Origin of the sequence: Garicola koreensis, assembly GCF_014195445.1 — a bacterium.
In the GTDB taxonomy this organism is placed as follows: domain Bacteria; phylum Actinomycetota; class Actinomycetes; order Actinomycetales; family Micrococcaceae; genus Nesterenkonia; species Nesterenkonia koreensis.
Window position 1 is genome coordinate 245,440 of sequence record NZ_JACIBT010000001.1, and the last position, 18,025, is coordinate 263,464.

An 18,025-nucleotide genomic window follows, 5' to 3' on the forward strand; every position below is an offset into this window, starting at 1 on the left:
CGTGGCACTGACTATCGGAATCGTGGGGCTGCCCAATGTGGGCAAGTCGACCCTCTTCAACGCACTGACCCGGCAGACGATCGTGGCGGCGAACTACCCGTTTGCGACCATCGAACCCAATGTGGGGGTGGTCAACCTCCCGGATGAGCGCCTGGACAGATTGGCTGAGATCTTCAGCTCGGAGCGCATCCTGCCGGCCACCGTGTCCTTTGTGGACATCGCCGGCATCGTCAAGGGTGCCTCTGAGGGGGAGGGGCTGGGCAACCAGTTCCTGGCCAATATCCGTGAGGCCCATGCGATCGCCCAAGTGGTGCGTGTCTTCGAAGACGACAACGTGGTCCATGTGGAGGGCAGCGTGAATCCCAGCTCCGATATGGAGACGATCAACACCGAACTGATTCTGGCCGACATGGAGACCCTGGAGAATGCGGTCCCGAAGCTGGAGAAGCAGGTCAAGGGCAAGAAGGCTGAGCAGGCCCAGTTGGATGCGTACTTGGAAGCGCAGAAGGTGCTGGAGCGCGGCGATTCGATCGTCTCCTCCATCGAGTCGGACAAGCTGGAGATGGAGCACCTGAAGCATCTGGGGTTGCTGACCGCCAAGCCGTTCATCTATGTCTTCAACGCCGATGACTCCGTGCTCGGCTCTGCGCAGAAGCGTCGGGAGCTGGCTGAGCTGGTGGCGCCGGCCGAAGCGGTCTTCTTGGACGCGAAGCTGGAGTCTGACATTGTGGAGCTCTCCGAGGAGGAGGCCCGCGAGATGCTGGAGCTCAACGGTCAGGAAGAGTCCGGCCTGGACCAGCTGGCCCGCGTCGGATTCGACACCCTGGGGCTGCAGACCTACCTCACCGCGGGGCCGAAGGAGGCTCGCGCGTGGACGATCAATAAGGGCGATACCGCGCCCGAGGCCGCTGGGGTGATTCACACCGACTTCCAGAAGGGCTTCATCAAGGCGGAGATCGTTTCCTTCGCAGACCTCGACGCCGCAGGCACCATGAACGATGCCAAGGCCGCGGGCAAGGTTCGCATGGAGGGCAAAGAGTACGTGATGAAGGACGGCGACGTGGTGGAATTTCGTTTCAACGTGTAGACCTCGGCGCTACACGCCTCGCACATTACTGCCACGACAGCGATGCCATGGTTGGTCGCCGTAAGCTGATAAGCTCATCGAGCCTGGCATGGTGCCAGCGTGAACGGGGGATGGGCACTATATGGCCGGCGATGGCGTCAAGTACGAGTCTAGAACCGTGCGGGCCATCTGCGGCGCTGAATCTCGGACTGTATCGAAATGGGAGAAGGAAGGCTGGGAGATCGTCCCCCAGTCGCGGGGAAAACTGCGACCGGAGATCATTATTCGTCGGCGCAAACCGAAGACGCCCTGGCGTCTTGTCGCCATCGGCGGTGGGGAGCGCGCGGTCCCGATCATAGCCCTCATGGTGAATGGGATCATCCGCGAGGAGAGCAGCATTGAGGCAGTAGAGACGACTGTAGCCTCCGCAAGCAAGACCCCACCCACCCCAAGCGAAACACCTCCCAAGGAGCCGACGCCCGCAGAGTCGGCCAAAGCAGGTGACGTCGTGCTCAGTCCTGAGAGCAACACGGAACTTGCGGCGGTCCTCGGCCTCGGCCACTATTGCTACGGTTCTATCGTAGCTTTCGCAGAGAAGTACCGCGGTCAGACGATCGCCTTCGGCGGAAACATCGGAGCGATGAACAGCCACGACGGCGCCAGCATGCGGTACGACATCCTGATCGGCGCAGGCGACTTCAGTGAGGCCTCAGCATCCGGCCCCGCGTTTCAGTTCCGCGACGTGAACCCCACGGGCGATCTACACTACACCGGCGACATGCCGGACACGATCGGTGTCGGCACCCACATTTACGAGACAGCCCAGATCGACGAATATGAGCCCAACTCATGCCTGTTCCTCTTATAGCCGGTCGAGACGGCGTTCCGCTAGACGCGGTGAGGCTCGACGCGACCCCTCCAGGGGGTTCAATTCGCCTAGGGTCGAATGTAGATGCATGTCTGTCCACCATTCGTAAATGCTCGTTAACGAGCGGGCTGACGAGAGCCCCGCGCAGCACACCTTCCGGAAATCCTTATCCAACCGGTGGACGTGCCCTGAGACCGCCGGACCACTGCAGGAGAAGACGATGCGTGAGAACCTGATGGCATTGGCGTCTCTAATTCGCCGATTCCTTGCCCGCGAGCTTCCGTCGCTCGGCTCCGACTGGTGGCGCGGAGGCGTACTCGACAAGCTCTCGTATCAACAGCGGACTCAAGCTGACGAGCAGCGATGGACGACACTCGATGACCTCGACGTAGCAGCCACCTTGCGTGTGGTCGATCAGAACTGGGAACTGTTCCGGCGACGGGGACTCGTGAAGTGGGATAACCGCAACTGGCTCAAGGAGGCATCGACTGTTCGCAACCGGTACTCGCACGACGCACCAGGCCGGGAACCCAGCGCGGACTCCGTCTACCGCGACATCGACACGCTGGCACTCCTCGCGGAGGCGCTTGACCCGGGAAGCGCAGAGGCCGATCTGCTGGCGAGTGCACGGGCTGATGCGCTCGTACGATTGAGACCTCAGGCAGACGCCGAGCCAGCTCCATCGACCGCGAAGGAAGCTTCTTCTGGTGCCGCAAGCACCTTCTCGCCGGGCACACTGGTGCGCCTGACGGCTCGACCGGAACTGACAGGCGTCATCACTCTTGTCGACACCTCTGGGTCTCAGACGCGCCTCACGGTATTTCACGGAAGCATGACCCAGACCTACTACGAGAGCCAGGTCGAGATCGTGGATTCCATGTCGGCAGAACACCTGACGGCAGAGGAGATGAAGGCGCGACTCACTGCTGCCCACGTACTCCACCCGTCCGTGAACCGGCTCTACTCACTCAACAGCGGCCGAATCGACTATGAGCCATACCAGTACCGCCCTGTCATGAAGCTTATCAACGCCGACCGGCCCCGTCTCCTTATCGCCGACGACGTCGGCGTCGGCAAGACTATCGAGGCCGGCCTCATTATCAAAGAGCTGCAAGCACGCCAAAAGCTCGACTCCGTCCTGGTGATCTGCCCCAAACCGCTCGTGGCCGAGAACAAGTGGCGCTCCGAACTCAAGCGGTTCGGCGAAGACTTCGCGCATCTGGACAGCGCGACACTCCGTTATTGCATCGATGAGACCCGCGCCGAGGGCAGATGGCCATCGCGATATAAGAAGGCAATCCTCCCGTACTCGCTCCTCGACGAGAAGCTGCTACTCGGCGAAAGCTCCGGCCGACGGCCTCGTGCTGGCTTGGTCTCGCTTGATCCGCCGGTGAAGTTCGACCTCGTGATCGTTGACGAGGCACACCACGTTCGCAACAGCGAGACGTGGAGCCATCGAATCGTCAAGCACCTCCTCGACTCGGCGGAAGCTGCAGTCCTTATCTCAGCCACCCCAATCCAAACCGGCAGCGAAGATCTCCGAACCTTGCTTCGACTCCTGCGCCCTGACACGTTCGTTCACAACCAGACGTTCGAACTCATGCGTGAACCAAACGCTCATCTGGCGAGTGTTGAGAGTTCGGTTCGCGTCGCCGGGGCGGGCTGGCAGGAGGATTCAGTCAAGAAGTTGGACGCTGCACTCGCGACGCCCTGGGGCAGCCGAGTCCTCCGGTCCAATCCGCGCGCTCAAGAGCTACGCGACCTTCTCGATCAGCCGGAAGTCGCCGATCACGAGCGAGTCAATGCCCTTCGAATCACACAATCCCTCAACACCTTCTCCGGGCTCGTCAATCGCACTCGACGACGAGACATCGGCTCGTTCACCACGAGGAAGCCCGAGACATTTGAGGTCGACTTCACCCCCGAGCAACAGGTCGTCCACGACCTCCTGCTCGACCTCGCCGGACGGATCTCTGTATCCAAGGGTCACGGTCAGTCGTTGGACTTCATTCTCTCCACCCTTCAGCGCCAGGCAGCAAGTTGCCTCAACGGGCTGGCTCCATTCGTAGAGGACGTACTTTCCAGAAAGCTCACTGCCGAAGAGTTAAGCGAGGCCGACGTCGATGCGGACGAACTCGATGCATCACCACTGGAGGGTTTCATCGACGAGATCCTGGAACTCGCTCGCCAAGCGTCCGACCTCACCGAGGACCCGAAGCTCGACCGACTACTTGCCTATGTCGAGGAGAAGCAACAACTCCCCAACAACAAGTTGCTCCTGTTCAGCACCTTCCGCCACACCCTAAGATACATCGCCAATCACTTGACGAAGACGGGAGTCCGAGTCGGCTTGGTCCACGGCGGTGTGCCGGACGACGAACGTCGAGAACTTCGCGTTCGCTTTGCCAAGGACCAGAGTGAACCGGATGCAATCGATGTGCTCTTGTCGTCGGAAGTGGGCACAGAGGGCCTCGACTACCAGTTCTGTGATGCGTTGGTGAACTACGATCTCCCGTGGAACCCCATGCGCATCGAGCAACGGATTGGGCGAATCGACCGACGCGGCCAGGCCAGCGAGACCGTGGCAATAAAGAACCTCGTCGTCAGCGGCACAGTCGATGCTGTGATCTTCGAGCGTTGCTTGGAGCGGATCGGAGTGTTCACGGGGGCGCTCGGCGGCAGCGAGGCGATCCTCGGCGATCTGACCCGAGAAATTCGCAAGATTGGCGAGGACCTCACCCTCACTGTGACCGAACGTGACGCGCGCCTACGTCAACTCGCAGACAACAAGATCGGCCGCATCCAAGAGCAGGAGGAGCTCGAAGAGCGAGAGAGCGCGCTCTTCGGCCTGCCATTGAGGAAGTTCGATGCCGAGGGAGTCGAACAAGCCGCAAGTCCTTGGCTCGCCCCTGACCAGCTCCGGCGCCTCGTGCAACGCTTCCTCGCCAACCGAGGCTATGAGCGGGCTGATTCATTGTTCGATAAGCCACTCGCGCTGCTGAGACCGACCAAAGACGTCCGCGCCTTACTTCTGGAGGATCTGCGAGTCTCCCTTCCTAACAGCACCTCACCGTGGCGTCGCTGGTTAGAGTCTGGTGGCGAACAATCACGCCGACTCACGTTTGATCCGGCGATGGCGACGGATGACGACGTCGAATTACTCTCGCCCGTACACGACTTGGTTCGCGTCGCTGCGTCCAACGAGGCGCAGTTCCCCCCTGACAGCACAGCGGCACTTCAAGTGCGCTCGGTGGCCCTGGCGCCAGGAACGTACCCGGTGGCCGTCCATTCCTGGACCTACTTGGGCGCTCGGGACGACTTCGAGATTGTCGTGACAGCCGCCAACCCGGGTCTTGGCGATGAGTTCGAAGGTCTTCTTGCAGAGGCGACGGACGCCGCTGACAGTCCTACGGATCTCACTACTTCCCTAGATGACCAGCACTACGAGGACTGGACCGACGCCCGAGCGACGCACATCGACCGCACTCGCGCCCACGTTGAGAGCCAGTTGTCCTCGCTGGCGACGACGCATCAGGCCCGCGTGCAGTTGCTTGAGGACCAGATTGTCTCGGCGACCCATGAAAACATCCGACGTATGCGCGAGTCAGAGCTCCATTCGCTTGAGCAAGACTTTGAAGCCCGCCGCAAACGACTGGAGGACAGCATCCAGCGGAGTGACATCACAACCTCATTGCTCTACACCGGGACGGTGGAGGTCATAAGTGACTGAGAACCTAGGCTTCGAGGAGCTCCGACAGAAGCGCCTCCGTTACGTCGAGTCCGCTAGGGAGAACAACTTTGAGGAAGGCCTCAACAGCCTCCTTTCCGAGCTGTACCCCGACAACGCACACTTCATCTACGAGCTGCTCCAGAACGCCGAAGACGCGCTCGCATCGACCATCGAGTTCGTGCTCGCCGAAGACCACCTCACTGTGACTCACGATGGGAAGAGACCCTTCTCACTCGCCGACATCGAATCGATCACCGGCATCGGAAACTCCACCAAGCGCGACGACCCAACGCAGATCGGCAAGTTCGGGGTCGGTTTCAAGGCCGTCTTTGCGTACACCACGCGACCCGAGGTGCGGTCCGGGGAGCACTCCTTCGCCATTGAAGATCTTTTCGTTCCCATAGTTCTCGGTGACACGCAAAAGCCAGATGCAACCACCTTCGTCTTCCCGTTCGATCGGGCCGACAAGCCTGCGTCCACTGCGGCGGAAGAGGTGGCCCACGGCCTGTCAGTGCTTGACGAGAAGACGCTTCTGTTCTTGAACCACATCCGGACGATCACATTCGAACTTCCGGATGGACGCGTTGGAATCATCGAACGCGAAGCGGTCGACGATCTCGTCATCTCGATCAAGAACTCCGGAGGTGAGGACTTCATCGAGTCGCATTGGCTGAGACTGATTGGGCCGGCAAGCGTGAGCCACGACGGGATGAACGCGCTCAGCGTCGCTGCCGCGTTCCGTATGGATCAGCCGAAGGAGGGCCGGTCGAAGCGCGGAAAGCAATCCGGCTCCGACGGCCCGTCGGCTGAATCGCAACGAACGATCGTTCCGCTCGATGAAGGCGATGTCTCGATCTACTTTCCGGCTGTGAAGGAGTCCTCGGGGCTGCGGTTCCATATCCACGCGCCCTTCGCGTCCACGGTTGCGCGCGACAGCGTCCGGGACGACCCAGGCAACGTCCGCCTAGTCGAAGACATCGCTGCGTTGATCGTTGATGCACTTCCGCGCCTTCGCACCCAAGGACTGTTGAACGACGCGTTTCTTGCGACGCTTCCGAACCACGACGACCCAATCGGCCATCCCTACAGCCTGATCCGTGCTGCCGTCGCTGAGGCTTTCAACGACCAGGAGCTTACGCCGGTAGGGCGAAGCGAGGGCGGATTCGCACCTGCCCGCACTCTCGTGGCAAGCCCAATCGGGTTCAGACGTTGGTTGGAACCGGGTGACCTCGCGACTCTCTTGGATCTCTCTGGAACGGAAACCGACCAACCTCCGCGCTGGGTTCGAGACCCCGTTGGGCGTGCCGGGAAGTTCCTCGCCAGCTTGGACACCATCGAGTTCGGATGGGAAGAACTCAGCGAGGCGGTCAGCGCAGCAAGCGACGCCGATGAGATTCTCGCGGACCCTGACAGCTCCAACGACGAAGCCGCCCAGGCCACGCTAAGAGTCTGGTTCTCGTGGCTCAGAGCGAAGAGTGATGATTCCCTTCTCCGCGTCTATAAACTGCTCGGCTTCGGCTACCGTCAGCACGACCTCTTCGACGGGCTTGAAGCTGTCCCGATCGTCCGACTGCGGAAGCGCAATGTAACTACGCACCTCCGAGGTCCTGACACCTATCTCCCCTCGGGACGCAGTGACACCGTCCAGTCGCGAGTTCCGATAGACCTCGCCTATTTCGACGACGACGAAGATCACGCGCGCCCCAACAATCTCGCCTCCTTTTACCGGGCAGCAGGGGTCAAGCGTTGGAACGAATCCGCTCGGACCGAGCGCCGTCTCGCAGCGTACAGGGAAGCGGACCGACCCGTTCCCGAGGGAAGCGAGATCGCACAGCACCTCGAAGACGTTCGGTCGTTCATCCGCTACGCCTCCAGGCATGGCAGCGCTCGGTGGGCGCTTTCCGACGTTGCCTTCCTCCTGGCCGAGCAGTCCCAAGGGAAACCGAGATGGGTCACACCCCGCCAGACTTTCGTTGACCTGCCGTTCGAGAGCACTGGCCTCAGCGGCCTGTATCCCCGGGTTCCTATGTTCTGGGCCAGCGGTAGTCGAAGAGGCGAGTACGCACACGACAGCGAGCCATACCCACTGGCCAGGGTCTATCTTGATGTCGACGGGATCGTTGAGTTAATAGCTTCGCTCGGCGCAAAGACGGGGATCGAGATCGCCGAAGTCGACGTCATCGATAACCCGGACTTGTCGTGGTCCTGGCGTTGGATCAATCGCGAGACCGTGCAAGGCAAACGCGTCGACTGGGGCATCGAGCGCTTGGACGACATCATTGAGACAGCCGATCATGACTTGCTCCGCTCCCTCTGGAACGTTGTCGTCCTAGCACCCGCTTCCAAGGCCATCGCCATTTACCAGGCCAATGCGAGCGCACAGCCGCATCAGATCACTTCCCAACTGGCTCAGACTCTGACCGCGACACCGTGGGTTCTCAACCGTGATGGTGACCTGAAACTCCCCTGCGAGGTGTCCGTCGACGACCTACCTGATGACTGGCAGGCCCCGGCGCGGACGTCCCTCATCTACAAGTTGAGTTTCGGAGCAGACGCCGCTCGACGACGCGAACAAGAAGAAGGCGTGACCGAGTACTTCCGCCAGGAGGGTTTCGATGAGAACGCGATCGAATTCCTTCGAGAAGCGAAGGAAAGTGGCCTCACCAGCGACGACCTGCGGAGTATGCTTCAAGAACACAAAGCGAAGGACCGATTCCCGGTGGGCGCATCCGAAGACCCAGTGCGGCGCGCTGGCGTTGCCGCGCTCGACGCAATCACTGCGCCGCAGCACTCAACATCGATCCGGCCACGTAGCGTGGTCAATGGCCGGACCCAAGCATCCGCAGAGTCCAAGGCCTACCTGCGAAGCCAGTACTCCACTTCCATAGGTGAGATGCACTGCCAAGCGTGCCGCAAGCCGCTGCCCTTCAAGACGCACGACGGCGCGTGGTACTTCGAGGCTGTTCGTGTCGTGAACGCGCGTACGCAAATTCACACAGCAAACGCCATCGCCCTGTGCCCACTCTGCGCAGCGCTATACAAGTACGCCCGAGGCACAAAGAACGAAGCTCTGCTCGAACAGCTCTACAGCACTGTCATTGACGCTGGACAAGGAGCTGTCGAGGTTCCAGTCATCCTCGACGGCAAGCGAATCAAGATCGCGTTCACAGGCAAGCACGCAATCGACCTCAAGACAGCACTCGGAGTGGCAGGGTCAGGACGGTCCGATGACGATGGCGAGGACGAATTCGACCTGGACTCCGACGACTCTTCAGGGTCTTCTCCGTCATCGTAATCCTGTCCTGCAGGCTGCTGCCGTGACCGGTCCGGCCCGGGTTCTCCCCTCCCAGACGGCCAGGTAGTCCTCTTCGTCGCGGTCCTCACGGGGAGCGACGGAGCCGACGCCGATGCACTTGGTGGTGCCGAGGCAGCTGTAGCGTCGGTGCCCACGTCGCCGTCCGAATGCGCAGCCTCTTGCGGATGGACCCAGCTCGACTCAACATCCCGCTTGGGCGAGGCGGCACGGCAGGGGAGGTCGCGGCAACGGTCGCGTTCCTCGCGAGCGAGGCATCGTCGTTCACTACGGGAGCAGAGTTCGTCGTCGACGGCGGTATGATCGTCGGCATTCCACGTCGCTAGCGAGATTTGCCGTGCGATGTTGCATCCTTCTGACGTTGGTTCGTTCCGAATACTCATCGACTTCAAGTTCAACGTCTAGCGTTATTTACGCGGCCAATGGCGGAACCGCTTTATCTGGACCGATGCTGGCCACGTGGGGGATACGAGGCTCCTCTATCTGGTTTAGTCTCGTGGCGAGAAGTCTCAACCGGGCGCTGCGATGTGGGCCGGTAGAGTGGGATGCATGTCAGCTGAGAAGGCGGATATAGGTGGGTTTGTCACTGACCTGCTTCCGGCACTGTCCCGGAGTTTGGCAGAGGAATTTAATGTCTTCCGGGTCATGCACCACGGTACTCATGAGAAGCAGCTTTCAAATGTATTCGCGTGGCTGCTTAGGCCCGAGGCAACCCACGAATTGGGTGACACCTTTCAGCGAATATTCCTTGACAGGGTCAATGCAGGCCTTTCCACGGAGGATAAGCTCCCTTCCGCCGGCTACCGCGTATTCCAAGAAGTCAACACGACTGGCGAGGATGAGACAGCCGATGGTGATGTTGGCCGGGACATCGCCGACATCCTCCTGAGCAGTGAAGATGCAGCGGTCGCCATCGAGAATTATGGGACCTCCGACGGGCATGGGCACGACTACCACCGGTACCTCGCTCATGCCGCAGGGTCTGGTCGGAGGGCCGTCGTCGTCTTGCTGTGCATCCGGCGGGTGGCCCATCTGCAGCGGGATGGATGGGAACAAGCGGCAGTGGTCACCTACGCCGAAGTGCTGAGGGACTTAAAGGCACACATTGCCACCGATGGGGTGTGGCGCCGACGGCACCCCGAACAGCACTTCTTTCTTGAGCAGATGTTTCACCATTTCGTGGAAGGTCCAACCGCAGTGAACCTCAACGACCAGCTCACTTTCATCAAGGCCATGTGTGACACAGGGGAGTCGGAGCGCTACGCAATGGCGCACCGTGATCGGGCGGCTGCAGAGTTCGCCGATATTTTCGCGGAGCATGCGCGGCGCCAGTTTGAGGAGAGCCGAAATGCCCTGACTGAGGTAAAGGCCAGTCTGAGGAGCTTCGCACTCAGAGCGCTGAGGGACCAGGTGAACGAAAAGCTGGACAGCGGGCTCATTGAAACGGTTTCGGCGAGATATCGGGGCGGGTGGCAATGGTGCGTTCAGCTGTGGCGCGCCGATGACCACCCGGCCCTTTATTTGGTCTTCGGGCACACGGCTGTCGTCACTGTGCAGAGGGCACCTGAACTGGTGCCGTCGCCCGACTACTTGCGGGTCTTCGTCACTCATTTGCCGTCGGGTCCGAATCCGCCCGAACGAGTCATCCAGACCGAAGTGAGTCTCGCGGAAGTCATGGCTGGGCTCGCTTCCGACGACGTCCGCCTCCGCGACGCTGTTCTTGCAGCAGTGGGAACGGATTGAGAACTTAGGGGTTATTCGGCTTCGGAACGCATTGGAGTTCCGCTTCAACGTGTAGCCCGGGCGTCACACGCCTTGACAGTGCTTGTTGCCGCGACTCCCTCAGAACAGTGGCCAGGGAACTGCTGGCATCCCACCGGCAGGGGCCGGAAACTCTCCTCCTGCCCGTAGCGAGCCGCACCTGGCAGCGAGCGCCGCGGTCTCTTCCTCGCTGAGCAAGTCCGCCAGGTCTCGTCCCAGGTCGCCGTCCAATGCTTCACTGAGACGATCGACGCCGTCGCGTTCCTCGCCGGTCAGCGCGTCTCCCACCCATCCCCAAAGGACCGTGCGCAGCTTATGGTCGCGGTGGAAGGTGAGCCCATGGTCCACGCCGTAGCGGTGGCCCTGCGTCACCGCAATAATGTGGTGGCCCTTGCGGTCAGCATTGTTGACGAGTAGGTCGAAGACGGCCATGCGTCGCAGGGCGGCGGAGTCTTCGTGAACGAGGGTGATCAGCCGTCCCTCTTCGTCTTGCCCCTGGAGAACCTGCTTCCACCCCACCTTCGGCACGTTGTCCGCCGCGACCAGGTCGACGGGGCTGCGATCAGGGTCTCGCTCCTGCCAGAGCTGCACCATTCCTTCGCCCAGGGGGCCATCGCGCAGCCAGGTGTGCGGCACCACGCCCCAGCCGAGGACCTGCGAGACCAGGTAGGCGGCCACCTCCCGGTGCGCCAGGGTGCCCTCGGAGAAGTCCCACAGCGGAGTTTCACCGGCTATCGGTTTGTAGACGACGGCCACGTCTGCGATCCGGCCCAGGAACGTCGCGTTGGAAGCCGTTCTGATGCGACCGGTGAGCGTCAGTTCGCCGGTCACCGGGTCCGTCGCCGTCATCACTCCTCGGGAAGGGGGCAGGTGTGCCCGTCGGCGTCCATGGGGTAGCCGCAGAGCGGGCAAACCGGGCGCCCGGCGTCCACGACCTCACGGGTGCGCTTGGTGAATGCGCGAGCGGCCCCTACTGGCATTCGCACTACGAGCATTTCCGTCTGGTGAGGGCCGTCCTCCTCCGGCGCTTCTTCGTTGCCTTCAGCATCGACGTCTGTGATCGGGTGGGCTTCTACCACCACCTGGGCCGTGGCCGGGTCCCAGCCCAGGCTCATGGTGCCGGTGCGGAAATGCTCGTGAACGGCCTCGAGCTGGTCATCGTCGACGAGCTCAGGGGGAGTGCTCGTGGGAACGCTGAAGGGATTGCCCTCGACGCTGATGAGCTGGTCGAGGATCTCATCGATTTTCTCCGCGAGCAGGGCCGACTGCTGCTTCTCGAGGGCCACGCTCACCATCTGCGTCCTGGAGCGCACCTGCAGGTAGAACGTGCGTGCCCCGGGAGGGCCGATGGTGCCGACCACGACCCGATCCGGCCAGTCAAACTCGTGAACACGTGTAGGCATGTCAGCATTCTAGGCGTACGCGGTTCACGGCGCGTTGTGGCCTGCACCGCCACCCACCGGCGCAGCATCAGACCGGACGCCCTTCGCCAGCCATGCAAGATCGCCCGCTTCGGTGTTGGTCGCGTAGACGCTCGGCCGGCTGGCGCCGTAGTGCACGATCGATACGGATGCGGGGCCCACGTTGATCCGCTGGAACAGGTCAAGATGCATGCCGAACGCGTCGGCGAGCACTGACTTGATGATGTCACCATGGCTGACCGCAGCCCACACGGCCTCGGGCCCATGCTCGGCTTCGACGGCGGCGTCGTGGCGGCGGATCGCTGCCACCGACCGCGCCTGCATCCCCGCCATGGCTTCACCGTCGGGAAAGACCACGGCGGATGGCTGCGACTGCACCAGCGGCCACAGCTTCTCGCTCGCGAGCTCGGTGAGGGCCCGGCCCTGCCACTGGCCGTAGTCACACTCGGTGAGGTCGAGCTCGGTCGGGGCGTGCGGTGTGCCCGCTTGGCGCTCGAGGATGTGCTGGGCGGTCTGCTGACAACGCTCAAGGGGGCTGGACACCACCGCGACCAGGGGAACGGCCGCGAGTCGGTCTCCGGTCAGAGCCGCTTGTTCGCGCCCGGTCTGGTCCAGACTGACGCCGTCGGCCCTACCGGCCAACACTCCAGCCGCATTTGCTGTGGTGCGGCCGTGCCGCACCAGAATAACTGTCGCCATCCAGCTAGCCTAGCCACCCTGTCGGCGGCGGAGTGCATGGACAGGGCGCGTCTCTGGCGATGAATGTCAGCTCAAACTATCCGGCGTCTCCAAGTTCGCCACGCCAGCAGCCCGTCTCGGGCCGGGTTGGGGGCCCAGGGGTAGTCACAGGGTCAGTTGCGTCCACTTCCGGACTGAAGGGAGGCCGATCGGATTGTGGTGGCTAGGTCGGCGTAGGCGATGGGAGGGCCAGCGCGCCGATCCAAAGTCGGCAGCCCGACCGAGGAGGAGCCCAGCTCTTGCAGGGAGCCTCGCGGCATGACGTAGAACTTCCATTGGGAAACCGACAGTGCGTCGTATTCCCTATGGTTGGTCGCCGTCTGGACGGCGAACACGTAGACGTCGGCGTTGTAGGTCTGTTCCCACCGCGCGAGCCACGAGGAACTCGACGACGTATCCGCGAACGTTGTTCATCTTGAGGTCCGAGAGGGCGAACCGCCAGAAGTCCAGCACGATGGCGCCGGTGCCCGACATCGGTCGACGAAAGGAAATGACATCTCGTCGAAGGACGAGAAGAACCTGATCCAGGTGCTCGATAAGTTCTCACAGATGGAGGAGCCCCGGCGGTCGGTCATCCAGCACGTGCATGAGATCATCATGGCCGCAGCACCCACCCTTAAACCGCGGATCTGGTACGGAATGCCCGCCTACGCGAAATCGTCGAGCACACCGGCGTTCGTGACGCTGCGCAATGACGATCGCCTGCCTCTGGCACTCGCAGAAAAGGTCGACCTCCGACCTCCGGGAGGCACGGACGGAGGCCTGATGCCGGCCGCGTAGGTACTTCGAGACCGTAGATGATTCCGCTGAGAAGCGCATCGTGGAGATCGTGCACTCGGTGCTTGACTGACTGCGCTCTGGGGGCGCTCACTCTGCTGGCACGCAGGTTGTGGGCCACCGATAGGGGCTTGTACTTGCGGACGCGTCACGCCACGGGTGTGTCGTCGACGAGGTAGGTGCGGATGGCTCTGATCTTTGCGGTCTCCGCGTGCCCGGCGAAGATGACGACGTGGCTGAAGGCCTGACGGCGCCCGTCGGCGTAGGAGATGACGCCGTCGGCACCGCAGTCAGTTCCGTGGGTGATGACTGTGTGGACGGTCAGCTGAGAAGGGGTCTGTGGGTGTGACGGCATCTTTGAGGGCCCCTCCTGTAGGTAACTTGCCGTGTGCCCGTAGTCTACGAGAGCTCCTGAGGCCTGTGCAGGGGGAGGCGCCGCCGGTTCTAGGTGCTGGAGAGCACCTCGTAGCGCAGCTGGACCATTCCGTTGTCGAACCGCTGCTCGTGCTCCAGCGCCAGATCGATCCGCTGATCGGGCAGGAACCGCACGCCGCCGCCCACGGCCATCGGACACGCCAGGAGATCGAGGCGGTCCACAAGACCGTGCCGGATCGCCTCGGCCGCCAACGTGGGGCCAGCCACTGTCACATTGCCCTCTGCCGCGGCCTTGATGCGTGCCACCTCTTCGGGGTCGAAGTGACTCCGAAGCTCAGTCCGCGAGGTATGTACGGACTCGAGGGTGCGGGAATAGACGATCTTGTCGGCCCGCTGCCAGACCTGGGCGAACTGGGTGGACTCTGGTGACTGCTCAATCACCTCTGGATCCGTTTCCCAGACCGACATCATCTGGTACATTCGCTTCCCCAGCAGATAGGTGCTGACAGCCGAGGTCTCCTTGGTGACCTCGGCCAGAACCTGTTCGTCGGGCTGGGCCCAGGAAGCGAATTCCCCCTCGGGATCCGCCACGTATCCGTCGAGGGAGACGATCATCGAGTAGATCAGCTTGCCCATTCGGCTCTCCTTCCAGCGCGATACGATCCTGCCGTGGGGCGGGGGCTGTCGGGCTTCGAAAGGCTCCAACCCATCCCGGCTAACTTTGTGGGAGCAGACATGAGGCTACGCCATACCGGTTGCAAAGTGCAATAGGAAGTCGATGCTGATCCACAGCTGTGTCAGTGTGTGACGAGCCCACTCGTCTGCTCCTGAGGAACTGTGTGAGACTTGCTTCAGCCCCCTGGGGCTGGATGAACCCGTCGCAGGATGGGCACATCTGTATCAATCGACGGTAGAAAGAGGCAGCACAGATGAAGATCGGCATCATCATCGGATCCATTCGTGTCGAACGAGTCACCGAGGCCGTAGCGAAGTACGTCCACAACGTCGCGGGAAGCCGCTCCGGGGGCTTCACCTACGAGCTCGTTGACATTGCCGAATTCGATGTGCCTCTGCTGACCAGCCCTGTGCACCCGATGGTCGCCAATAAGAACTACGACGATCCGAACGTTCAGAACTGGTCCGATGCCATAGACGAATTCGACGGCTTCGTCTTCGTCACCCCCGAGTACAACCACGGAGTACCCGGAGGCTTCAAGAACGCCGTGGACTCCCTCGGCACAGAATGGGTGGGCAAGCCGGTCGCCTTCGTCGGACAGGGATCAGTCGGTGGGGTGCGCGCCATCGAGCAGTGGAGGCAGATCGTGTCGAACTTCTCGATGCCGTTCGTTCGCGCTGAACTCAACTTCAACCTGTTCATCGACTGGAAAGACGGTGAGTTCACCCCTGCGGAGCGCCATGCGAATGAAGTGCACGGCATGTGTGAGCAGCTCGAGGAGCTCGTCACAAAGATTCGTGGAGAGGTCACTGAATCGGTGACATCCTAGTTGCCGGTTGGTTGTCGGACACTCAATCTCAGCAGACAAACTGGTCAGCGCTCCACGCGACGCAGACGGCGCCGGCACGACGAGGACGAGCCTGTGAACAGGGCTTGTTCATGACATCCGGCAACCTACGCAACACCGCCGCGGCGCGCTTAATCCTCAGCGGCCCCGTCATCGCCAGAATCCCCCCGGTTGGGCCGCCGTAGGTGCAGTCGTCCTCATTGCCGCGGTGATGCTCGGACCCGGCGAAACTGCAACCATCGCGCGGGACTCCGTCGTGGCGGTCAGTATGGTCACCGTCAAAGTGCTCATCAGGGCGACGGTCCCCGGCATGATCGCCGTCGTAATGATCGTGTCCGGACTGCGCAGAATGTGCCGCAGCGAACGGCCGGTGAGCGCGGCTGTCTCGCCCAATGTCAGGTCATGGTGGTCATGACTGCCCCTCGGCCTTCTTGACCGCCTCGGCCAGTCGCGTGCGCTCCCTGCTCAGTCAGCTGCCCTGCGAGTAGTTCACCGCGCAGGCCTCGGCGAAATCGACGGCGCCCTCGCCCACTATGTTGCGGATCGGCGTGCCTGCCGGATGCCCGCAGGTGTTAGCAACATGTCTGTGCCGATGCATCACAGCCGCAGCTATATCGAGTTCGGCGTTACGGACCTCGCTGCTGCCCGTGTCTTCTACAAGTCGGCTTTCGGATGGGAATTCAACGATTACGGTTCGGTTTGCAGCGGGATCAGGGCGCCCGGTGGAAATGGCGAAGTCGGTGGGTTGAACCCTGGTTCGGCGCCCAGCGACGAAGGACCCATCGTACTGCTCTTCACCGCATTTGTGGGGACGTTCATTGCGCGCATTTCCCGCGGTCGTACGATCCGCGGCGTCGTCGTCGGGGTGGTGCTGGTGCCGAGCCTGGTCAGTGTCGTGTGGTTCTCGGTCTTCGGCGACCTCGACGCCGCAGGCACCATGAACGACGCCAAGGCCGCCGGCAAGGTGCGCATGGGGGGGGCGAGGAATACGTGATGAAGGACGGCGACGTGGTGGAGTTCAAGTTCAAACGTGTGAGCAGGCACCCTTGACTCCTCCTATGGCCAGTACTGTGGCCCGGCCCGGGCGGCTGAGTTTCCAAGCGAGCGGTGGACCCTAGTGATCCTGCGCGGTCTGACCGTCGGCCCGAAACGCTTCAACGAACTCCGGAAGGGCATCCCGTCCATCCCCTCGAACATCTTGACCAATCGCCTCGGCGACCTTGAGCGGGCCGAGGTGGTCGAGCGGGCTGTCGAGGGCCGCAACGTCGTCTATCGACTCAGTGACTACCGGCAGGACCTCGAGCCGTTCGTTGTCGAGGCGGGCCGTTATCGGTCTGCCAGCGACGCCGTCCGCGCCGGTCTGCGGCTGTTGGAGGAGCAGGAGCTCCAGCTGTCCGCGCTGCGTGCCGCGCTCGTGGCCGGTGAGACCAGTGGCGAAGCGGAGCCCTTCGACTTCGACGCTTTCGTCGCCTCGAAGACCGCGTGAGCGAGTACCGACTTACTCCGGCCGCGCAGCGGGATCTCTCCTCGATCTGGGACTTCACCGAGGATCGCTGGGGCGTGGGACAGGCGGAGAAGTACGTCCGTGAGTTCCAATCCGCGATCGAACGCGTCGCCGAGGACCCGGGTCTTCTGAGGATCCTGACGAACCGAGATCTGGTGAGGCCGCGCAGATCCATCGCAACGCCAAGGGATTCCTCTCCAAGCACATCACCGTCGGGCAGATGATGGACGACGGTGGCGACATCCACCACCTGGTGCCCAAGAACTACTTGGTGAAATCCGGGGTGCGTGATCAGTCGTTGTACAACCAGATCGCCAACTACGCGCTGACGGAGACTCCGGTGAACATCGGGATCAAGGACACTGCTCCCGCCGCGTACCTGGCCCGAGTGGATGAGCAGATCGCCAGCGGCGAGTCGATCCTCGTAGAGATCTCCAGCACCGAGGAGCTTGAGGCCTCCTTCGCCGAGAACGCGGTCCCGCAGTCGCTGCGCACGACGACGGCGGAGACCTACACGGAGTTCCTCCAGCAGCGCCGGGCGTTGATGGCCGAATACATCCGCGACTATTACCAGAGCCTCTGACGCATCCGGCCGATGTCGTGAACCCTGTCACCGGGTTCCCTCTAACTTGGTCCTCGACGAACAACAGTACCGTACGCCGGCACAGGGGGAGACGATGACCGTCCAGGAGCAGGTCGCCGAGATCCAACAGGAGCAGCAGTAGTTCGACGGCGCCGGCGATGGTCGGTTCGCAGTTCAGTCTGGGCTCGACGACGGCCTCCGCCCCTGCCGCTGCGGAGCGCCAGCCCGAGACGGGCCGCGAGTTCTCCGCCGTCGAACGGGAGCTAGTCGTCAAGAACGGCGAGTATCTGGCCTCGATCCTGACGTCGGTCTATGCCCCGGAAATGCGGCAGGCCATCCTGGACGAGGCGCGGAAGCACATGTGAA

Annotated in this window: 16 protein-coding genes and 3 pseudogenes; 13 read left to right on the plus strand and 6 right to left on the minus strand. The window is 62.0% G+C overall.

Annotated features, from left to right (window positions below; genetic code table 11):
* Position 1 precedes the first annotated feature (1 nt).
* From ychF to FHX47_RS01250, 6 genes are all read left to right on the plus strand, one after another.
* Positions 2–1,087: a redox-regulated ATPase YchF gene (gene ychF / locus FHX47_RS01225; protein ID WP_183357079.1), complete on the plus strand. Its 1,086-nt coding sequence runs from the start codon at positions 2–4 to the stop codon at positions 1,085–1,087.
* Between the two features lie 121 nt (positions 1,088–1,208).
* Positions 1,209–1,934, plus strand: coding sequence for a DUF4839 domain-containing protein (locus FHX47_RS01230; protein WP_183357080.1), 726 nt, complete (start codon positions 1,209–1,211; stop codon positions 1,932–1,934).
* A 220-nt stretch (positions 1,935–2,154) separates the two neighbouring features.
* Positions 2,155–5,664, plus strand: a complete 3,510-nt coding sequence (locus tag FHX47_RS01235) for an SNF2-related protein (RefSeq protein WP_183357081.1) — start codon at positions 2,155–2,157, stop codon at positions 5,662–5,664.
* Positions 5,657–8,959 (plus strand): sacsin N-terminal ATP-binding-like domain-containing protein, encoded by a 3,303-nt coding sequence (locus FHX47_RS01240; RefSeq protein WP_183357082.1) that lies wholly within the window; start codon positions 5,657–5,659, stop codon positions 8,957–8,959. The genes FHX47_RS01235 and FHX47_RS01240 overlap by 8 nt, the downstream gene beginning before the upstream one ends.
* 185 nt (positions 8,960–9,144) lie before the next feature.
* Complete coding sequence (locus FHX47_RS01245; protein WP_343064253.1) at positions 9,145–9,303, plus strand: SDR family oxidoreductase; 159 nt, start codon at positions 9,145–9,147, stop codon at positions 9,301–9,303.
* A gap of 223 nt (positions 9,304–9,526) precedes the next feature.
* A complete protein-coding gene (locus tag FHX47_RS01250) occupies positions 9,527–10,720 on the plus strand; it encodes a PD-(D/E)XK nuclease family protein (protein ID WP_183357084.1) in 1,194 nt (397 codons plus the stop codon).
* Between the two features lie 99 nt (positions 10,721–10,819).
* On the opposite strand, the gene FHX47_RS01255 is transcribed toward FHX47_RS01250, so the two are convergent.
* Genes FHX47_RS01255 through FHX47_RS01265 form a run of 3 tightly spaced genes read right to left on the minus strand, consistent with a single transcriptional unit; the run spans position 10,820 to position 12,858 of the window.
* Positions 10,820–11,587: an SCO1664 family protein gene (locus FHX47_RS01255; protein ID WP_183357085.1), complete on the minus strand. Its 768-nt coding sequence runs from the start codon at positions 11,585–11,587 to the stop codon at positions 10,820–10,822.
* Complete coding sequence (locus tag FHX47_RS01260; RefSeq protein WP_183357086.1) at positions 11,587–12,141, minus strand: DUF3090 domain-containing protein; 555 nt, start codon at positions 12,139–12,141, stop codon at positions 11,587–11,589. The genes FHX47_RS01255 and FHX47_RS01260 overlap by 1 nt, the downstream gene beginning before the upstream one ends.
* Before the next feature lie 24 nt (positions 12,142–12,165).
* Positions 12,166–12,858, minus strand: a complete 693-nt coding sequence (locus FHX47_RS01265; RefSeq protein WP_183357087.1) for a histidine phosphatase family protein — start codon at positions 12,856–12,858, stop codon at positions 12,166–12,168.
* Between the two features lie 567 nt (positions 12,859–13,425).
* Between FHX47_RS01265 and FHX47_RS01270 the strand changes: the two genes are divergently transcribed.
* Complete coding sequence (locus FHX47_RS01270) at positions 13,426–13,677, plus strand: DUF1801 domain-containing protein (RefSeq protein ID WP_221205956.1); 252 nt, start codon at positions 13,426–13,428, stop codon at positions 13,675–13,677.
* A gap of 145 nt (positions 13,678–13,822) precedes the next feature.
* Here the strand turns inward: FHX47_RS01270 and FHX47_RS01275 are convergent, their stop codons facing one another.
* Both FHX47_RS01275 and FHX47_RS01280 read right to left on the minus strand, forming a co-directional pair.
* Positions 13,823–14,029 carry a hypothetical protein gene (locus tag FHX47_RS01275; RefSeq protein ID WP_183357088.1) on the minus strand — a complete coding sequence of 69 codons (207 nt, stop codon included), beginning with the start codon at positions 14,027–14,029 and terminating at the stop codon, positions 13,823–13,825.
* 89 nt (positions 14,030–14,118) lie between these two features.
* The gene (locus FHX47_RS01280; protein WP_183357089.1) at positions 14,119–14,685 is read right to left on the minus strand and encodes a dihydrofolate reductase family protein; all 567 of its coding nucleotides are present in this window, start codon (positions 14,683–14,685) and stop codon (positions 14,119–14,121) included.
* Positions 14,686–14,978: 293 nt separating this feature from the next.
* Between FHX47_RS01280 and FHX47_RS01285 the strand changes: the two genes are divergently transcribed.
* Positions 14,979–15,554: an NADPH-dependent FMN reductase gene (locus tag FHX47_RS01285; RefSeq protein WP_183357090.1), complete on the plus strand. Its 576-nt coding sequence runs from the start codon at positions 14,979–14,981 to the stop codon at positions 15,552–15,554.
* 306 nt (positions 15,555–15,860) lie between these two features.
* Here FHX47_RS01285 and FHX47_RS10765 read toward each other — a convergent pair.
* Positions 15,861–15,971: pseudogene (locus FHX47_RS10765) on the minus strand (ABC transporter permease); the annotation flags it as partial.
* 394 nt (positions 15,972–16,365) lie between these two features.
* On the opposite strand from FHX47_RS10765, the pseudogene FHX47_RS01290 reads away from it, so the two are divergent.
* From FHX47_RS01290 to FHX47_RS01310, 5 genes and pseudogenes are all read left to right on the plus strand, one after another.
* Positions 16,366–16,509: pseudogene (locus tag FHX47_RS01290) on the plus strand (BCCT family transporter); the annotation flags it as partial.
* A gap of 177 nt (positions 16,510–16,686) precedes the next feature.
* Positions 16,687–17,058, plus strand: a pseudogene (locus FHX47_RS01295) (type II toxin-antitoxin system ParD family antitoxin); the annotation flags it as partial.
* The gene (locus FHX47_RS01300; protein WP_183357091.1) at positions 17,055–17,300 is read left to right on the plus strand and encodes a type II toxin-antitoxin system RelE/ParE family toxin; all 246 of its coding nucleotides are present in this window, start codon (positions 17,055–17,057) and stop codon (positions 17,298–17,300) included. The pseudogene FHX47_RS01295 and the gene FHX47_RS01300, both read left to right, overlap by 4 nt.
* Positions 17,297–17,659, plus strand: a complete 363-nt coding sequence (locus tag FHX47_RS01305) for a hypothetical protein (RefSeq protein ID WP_183357092.1) — start codon at positions 17,297–17,299, stop codon at positions 17,657–17,659. Before FHX47_RS01300 ends, FHX47_RS01305 begins: the two co-directional genes overlap by 4 nt.
* A 158-nt stretch (positions 17,660–17,817) precedes the next feature.
* Positions 17,818–18,024, plus strand: coding sequence for a hypothetical protein (locus tag FHX47_RS01310; protein ID WP_183357093.1), 207 nt, complete (start codon positions 17,818–17,820; stop codon positions 18,022–18,024).
* Position 18,025: the final 1 nt, after the last annotated feature.

Bases quoted from the DNA above. Each gene is read 5' to 3' on its own strand.
- FHX47_RS01230 (WP_183357080.1), top strand. From the start codon at position 1,209: ATGGCCGGCGATGGCGTCAAGTACGAGTCTAGAACCGTGCGGGCCATC.
- FHX47_RS01235 (WP_183357081.1), top strand. From the start codon at position 2,155: ATGCGTGAGAACCTGATGGCATTGGCGTCTCTAATTCGCCGATTCCTT.
- FHX47_RS01245 (WP_343064253.1), top strand. From the start codon at position 9,145: ATGGACCCAGCTCGACTCAACATCCCGCTTGGGCGAGGCGGCACGGCA.
- FHX47_RS01250 (WP_183357084.1), top strand. From the start codon at position 9,527: ATGTCAGCTGAGAAGGCGGATATAGGTGGGTTTGTCACTGACCTGCTT.
- FHX47_RS01255 (WP_183357085.1), bottom strand. From the start codon at position 11,587: ATGACGGCGACGGACCCGGTGACCGGCGAACTGACGCTCACCGGTCGC.
- FHX47_RS01260 (WP_183357086.1), bottom strand. From the start codon at position 12,141: ATGCCTACACGTGTTCACGAGTTTGACTGGCCGGATCGGGTCGTGGTC.
- FHX47_RS01265 (WP_183357087.1), bottom strand. From the start codon at position 12,858: ATGGCGACAGTTATTCTGGTGCGGCACGGCCGCACCACAGCAAATGCG.
- FHX47_RS01275 (WP_183357088.1), bottom strand. From the start codon at position 14,029: ATGCCGTCACACCCACAGACCCCTTCTCAGCTGACCGTCCACACAGTC.
- FHX47_RS01280 (WP_183357089.1), bottom strand. From the start codon at position 14,685: ATGGGCAAGCTGATCTACTCGATGATCGTCTCCCTCGACGGATACGTG.
- FHX47_RS01285 (WP_183357090.1), top strand. From the start codon at position 14,979: ATGAAGATCGGCATCATCATCGGATCCATTCGTGTCGAACGAGTCACC.
- FHX47_RS01305 (WP_183357092.1), top strand. From the start codon at position 17,297: ATGATGGACGACGGTGGCGACATCCACCACCTGGTGCCCAAGAACTAC.
- FHX47_RS01310 (WP_183357093.1), top strand. From the start codon at position 17,818: ATGGTCGGTTCGCAGTTCAGTCTGGGCTCGACGACGGCCTCCGCCCCT.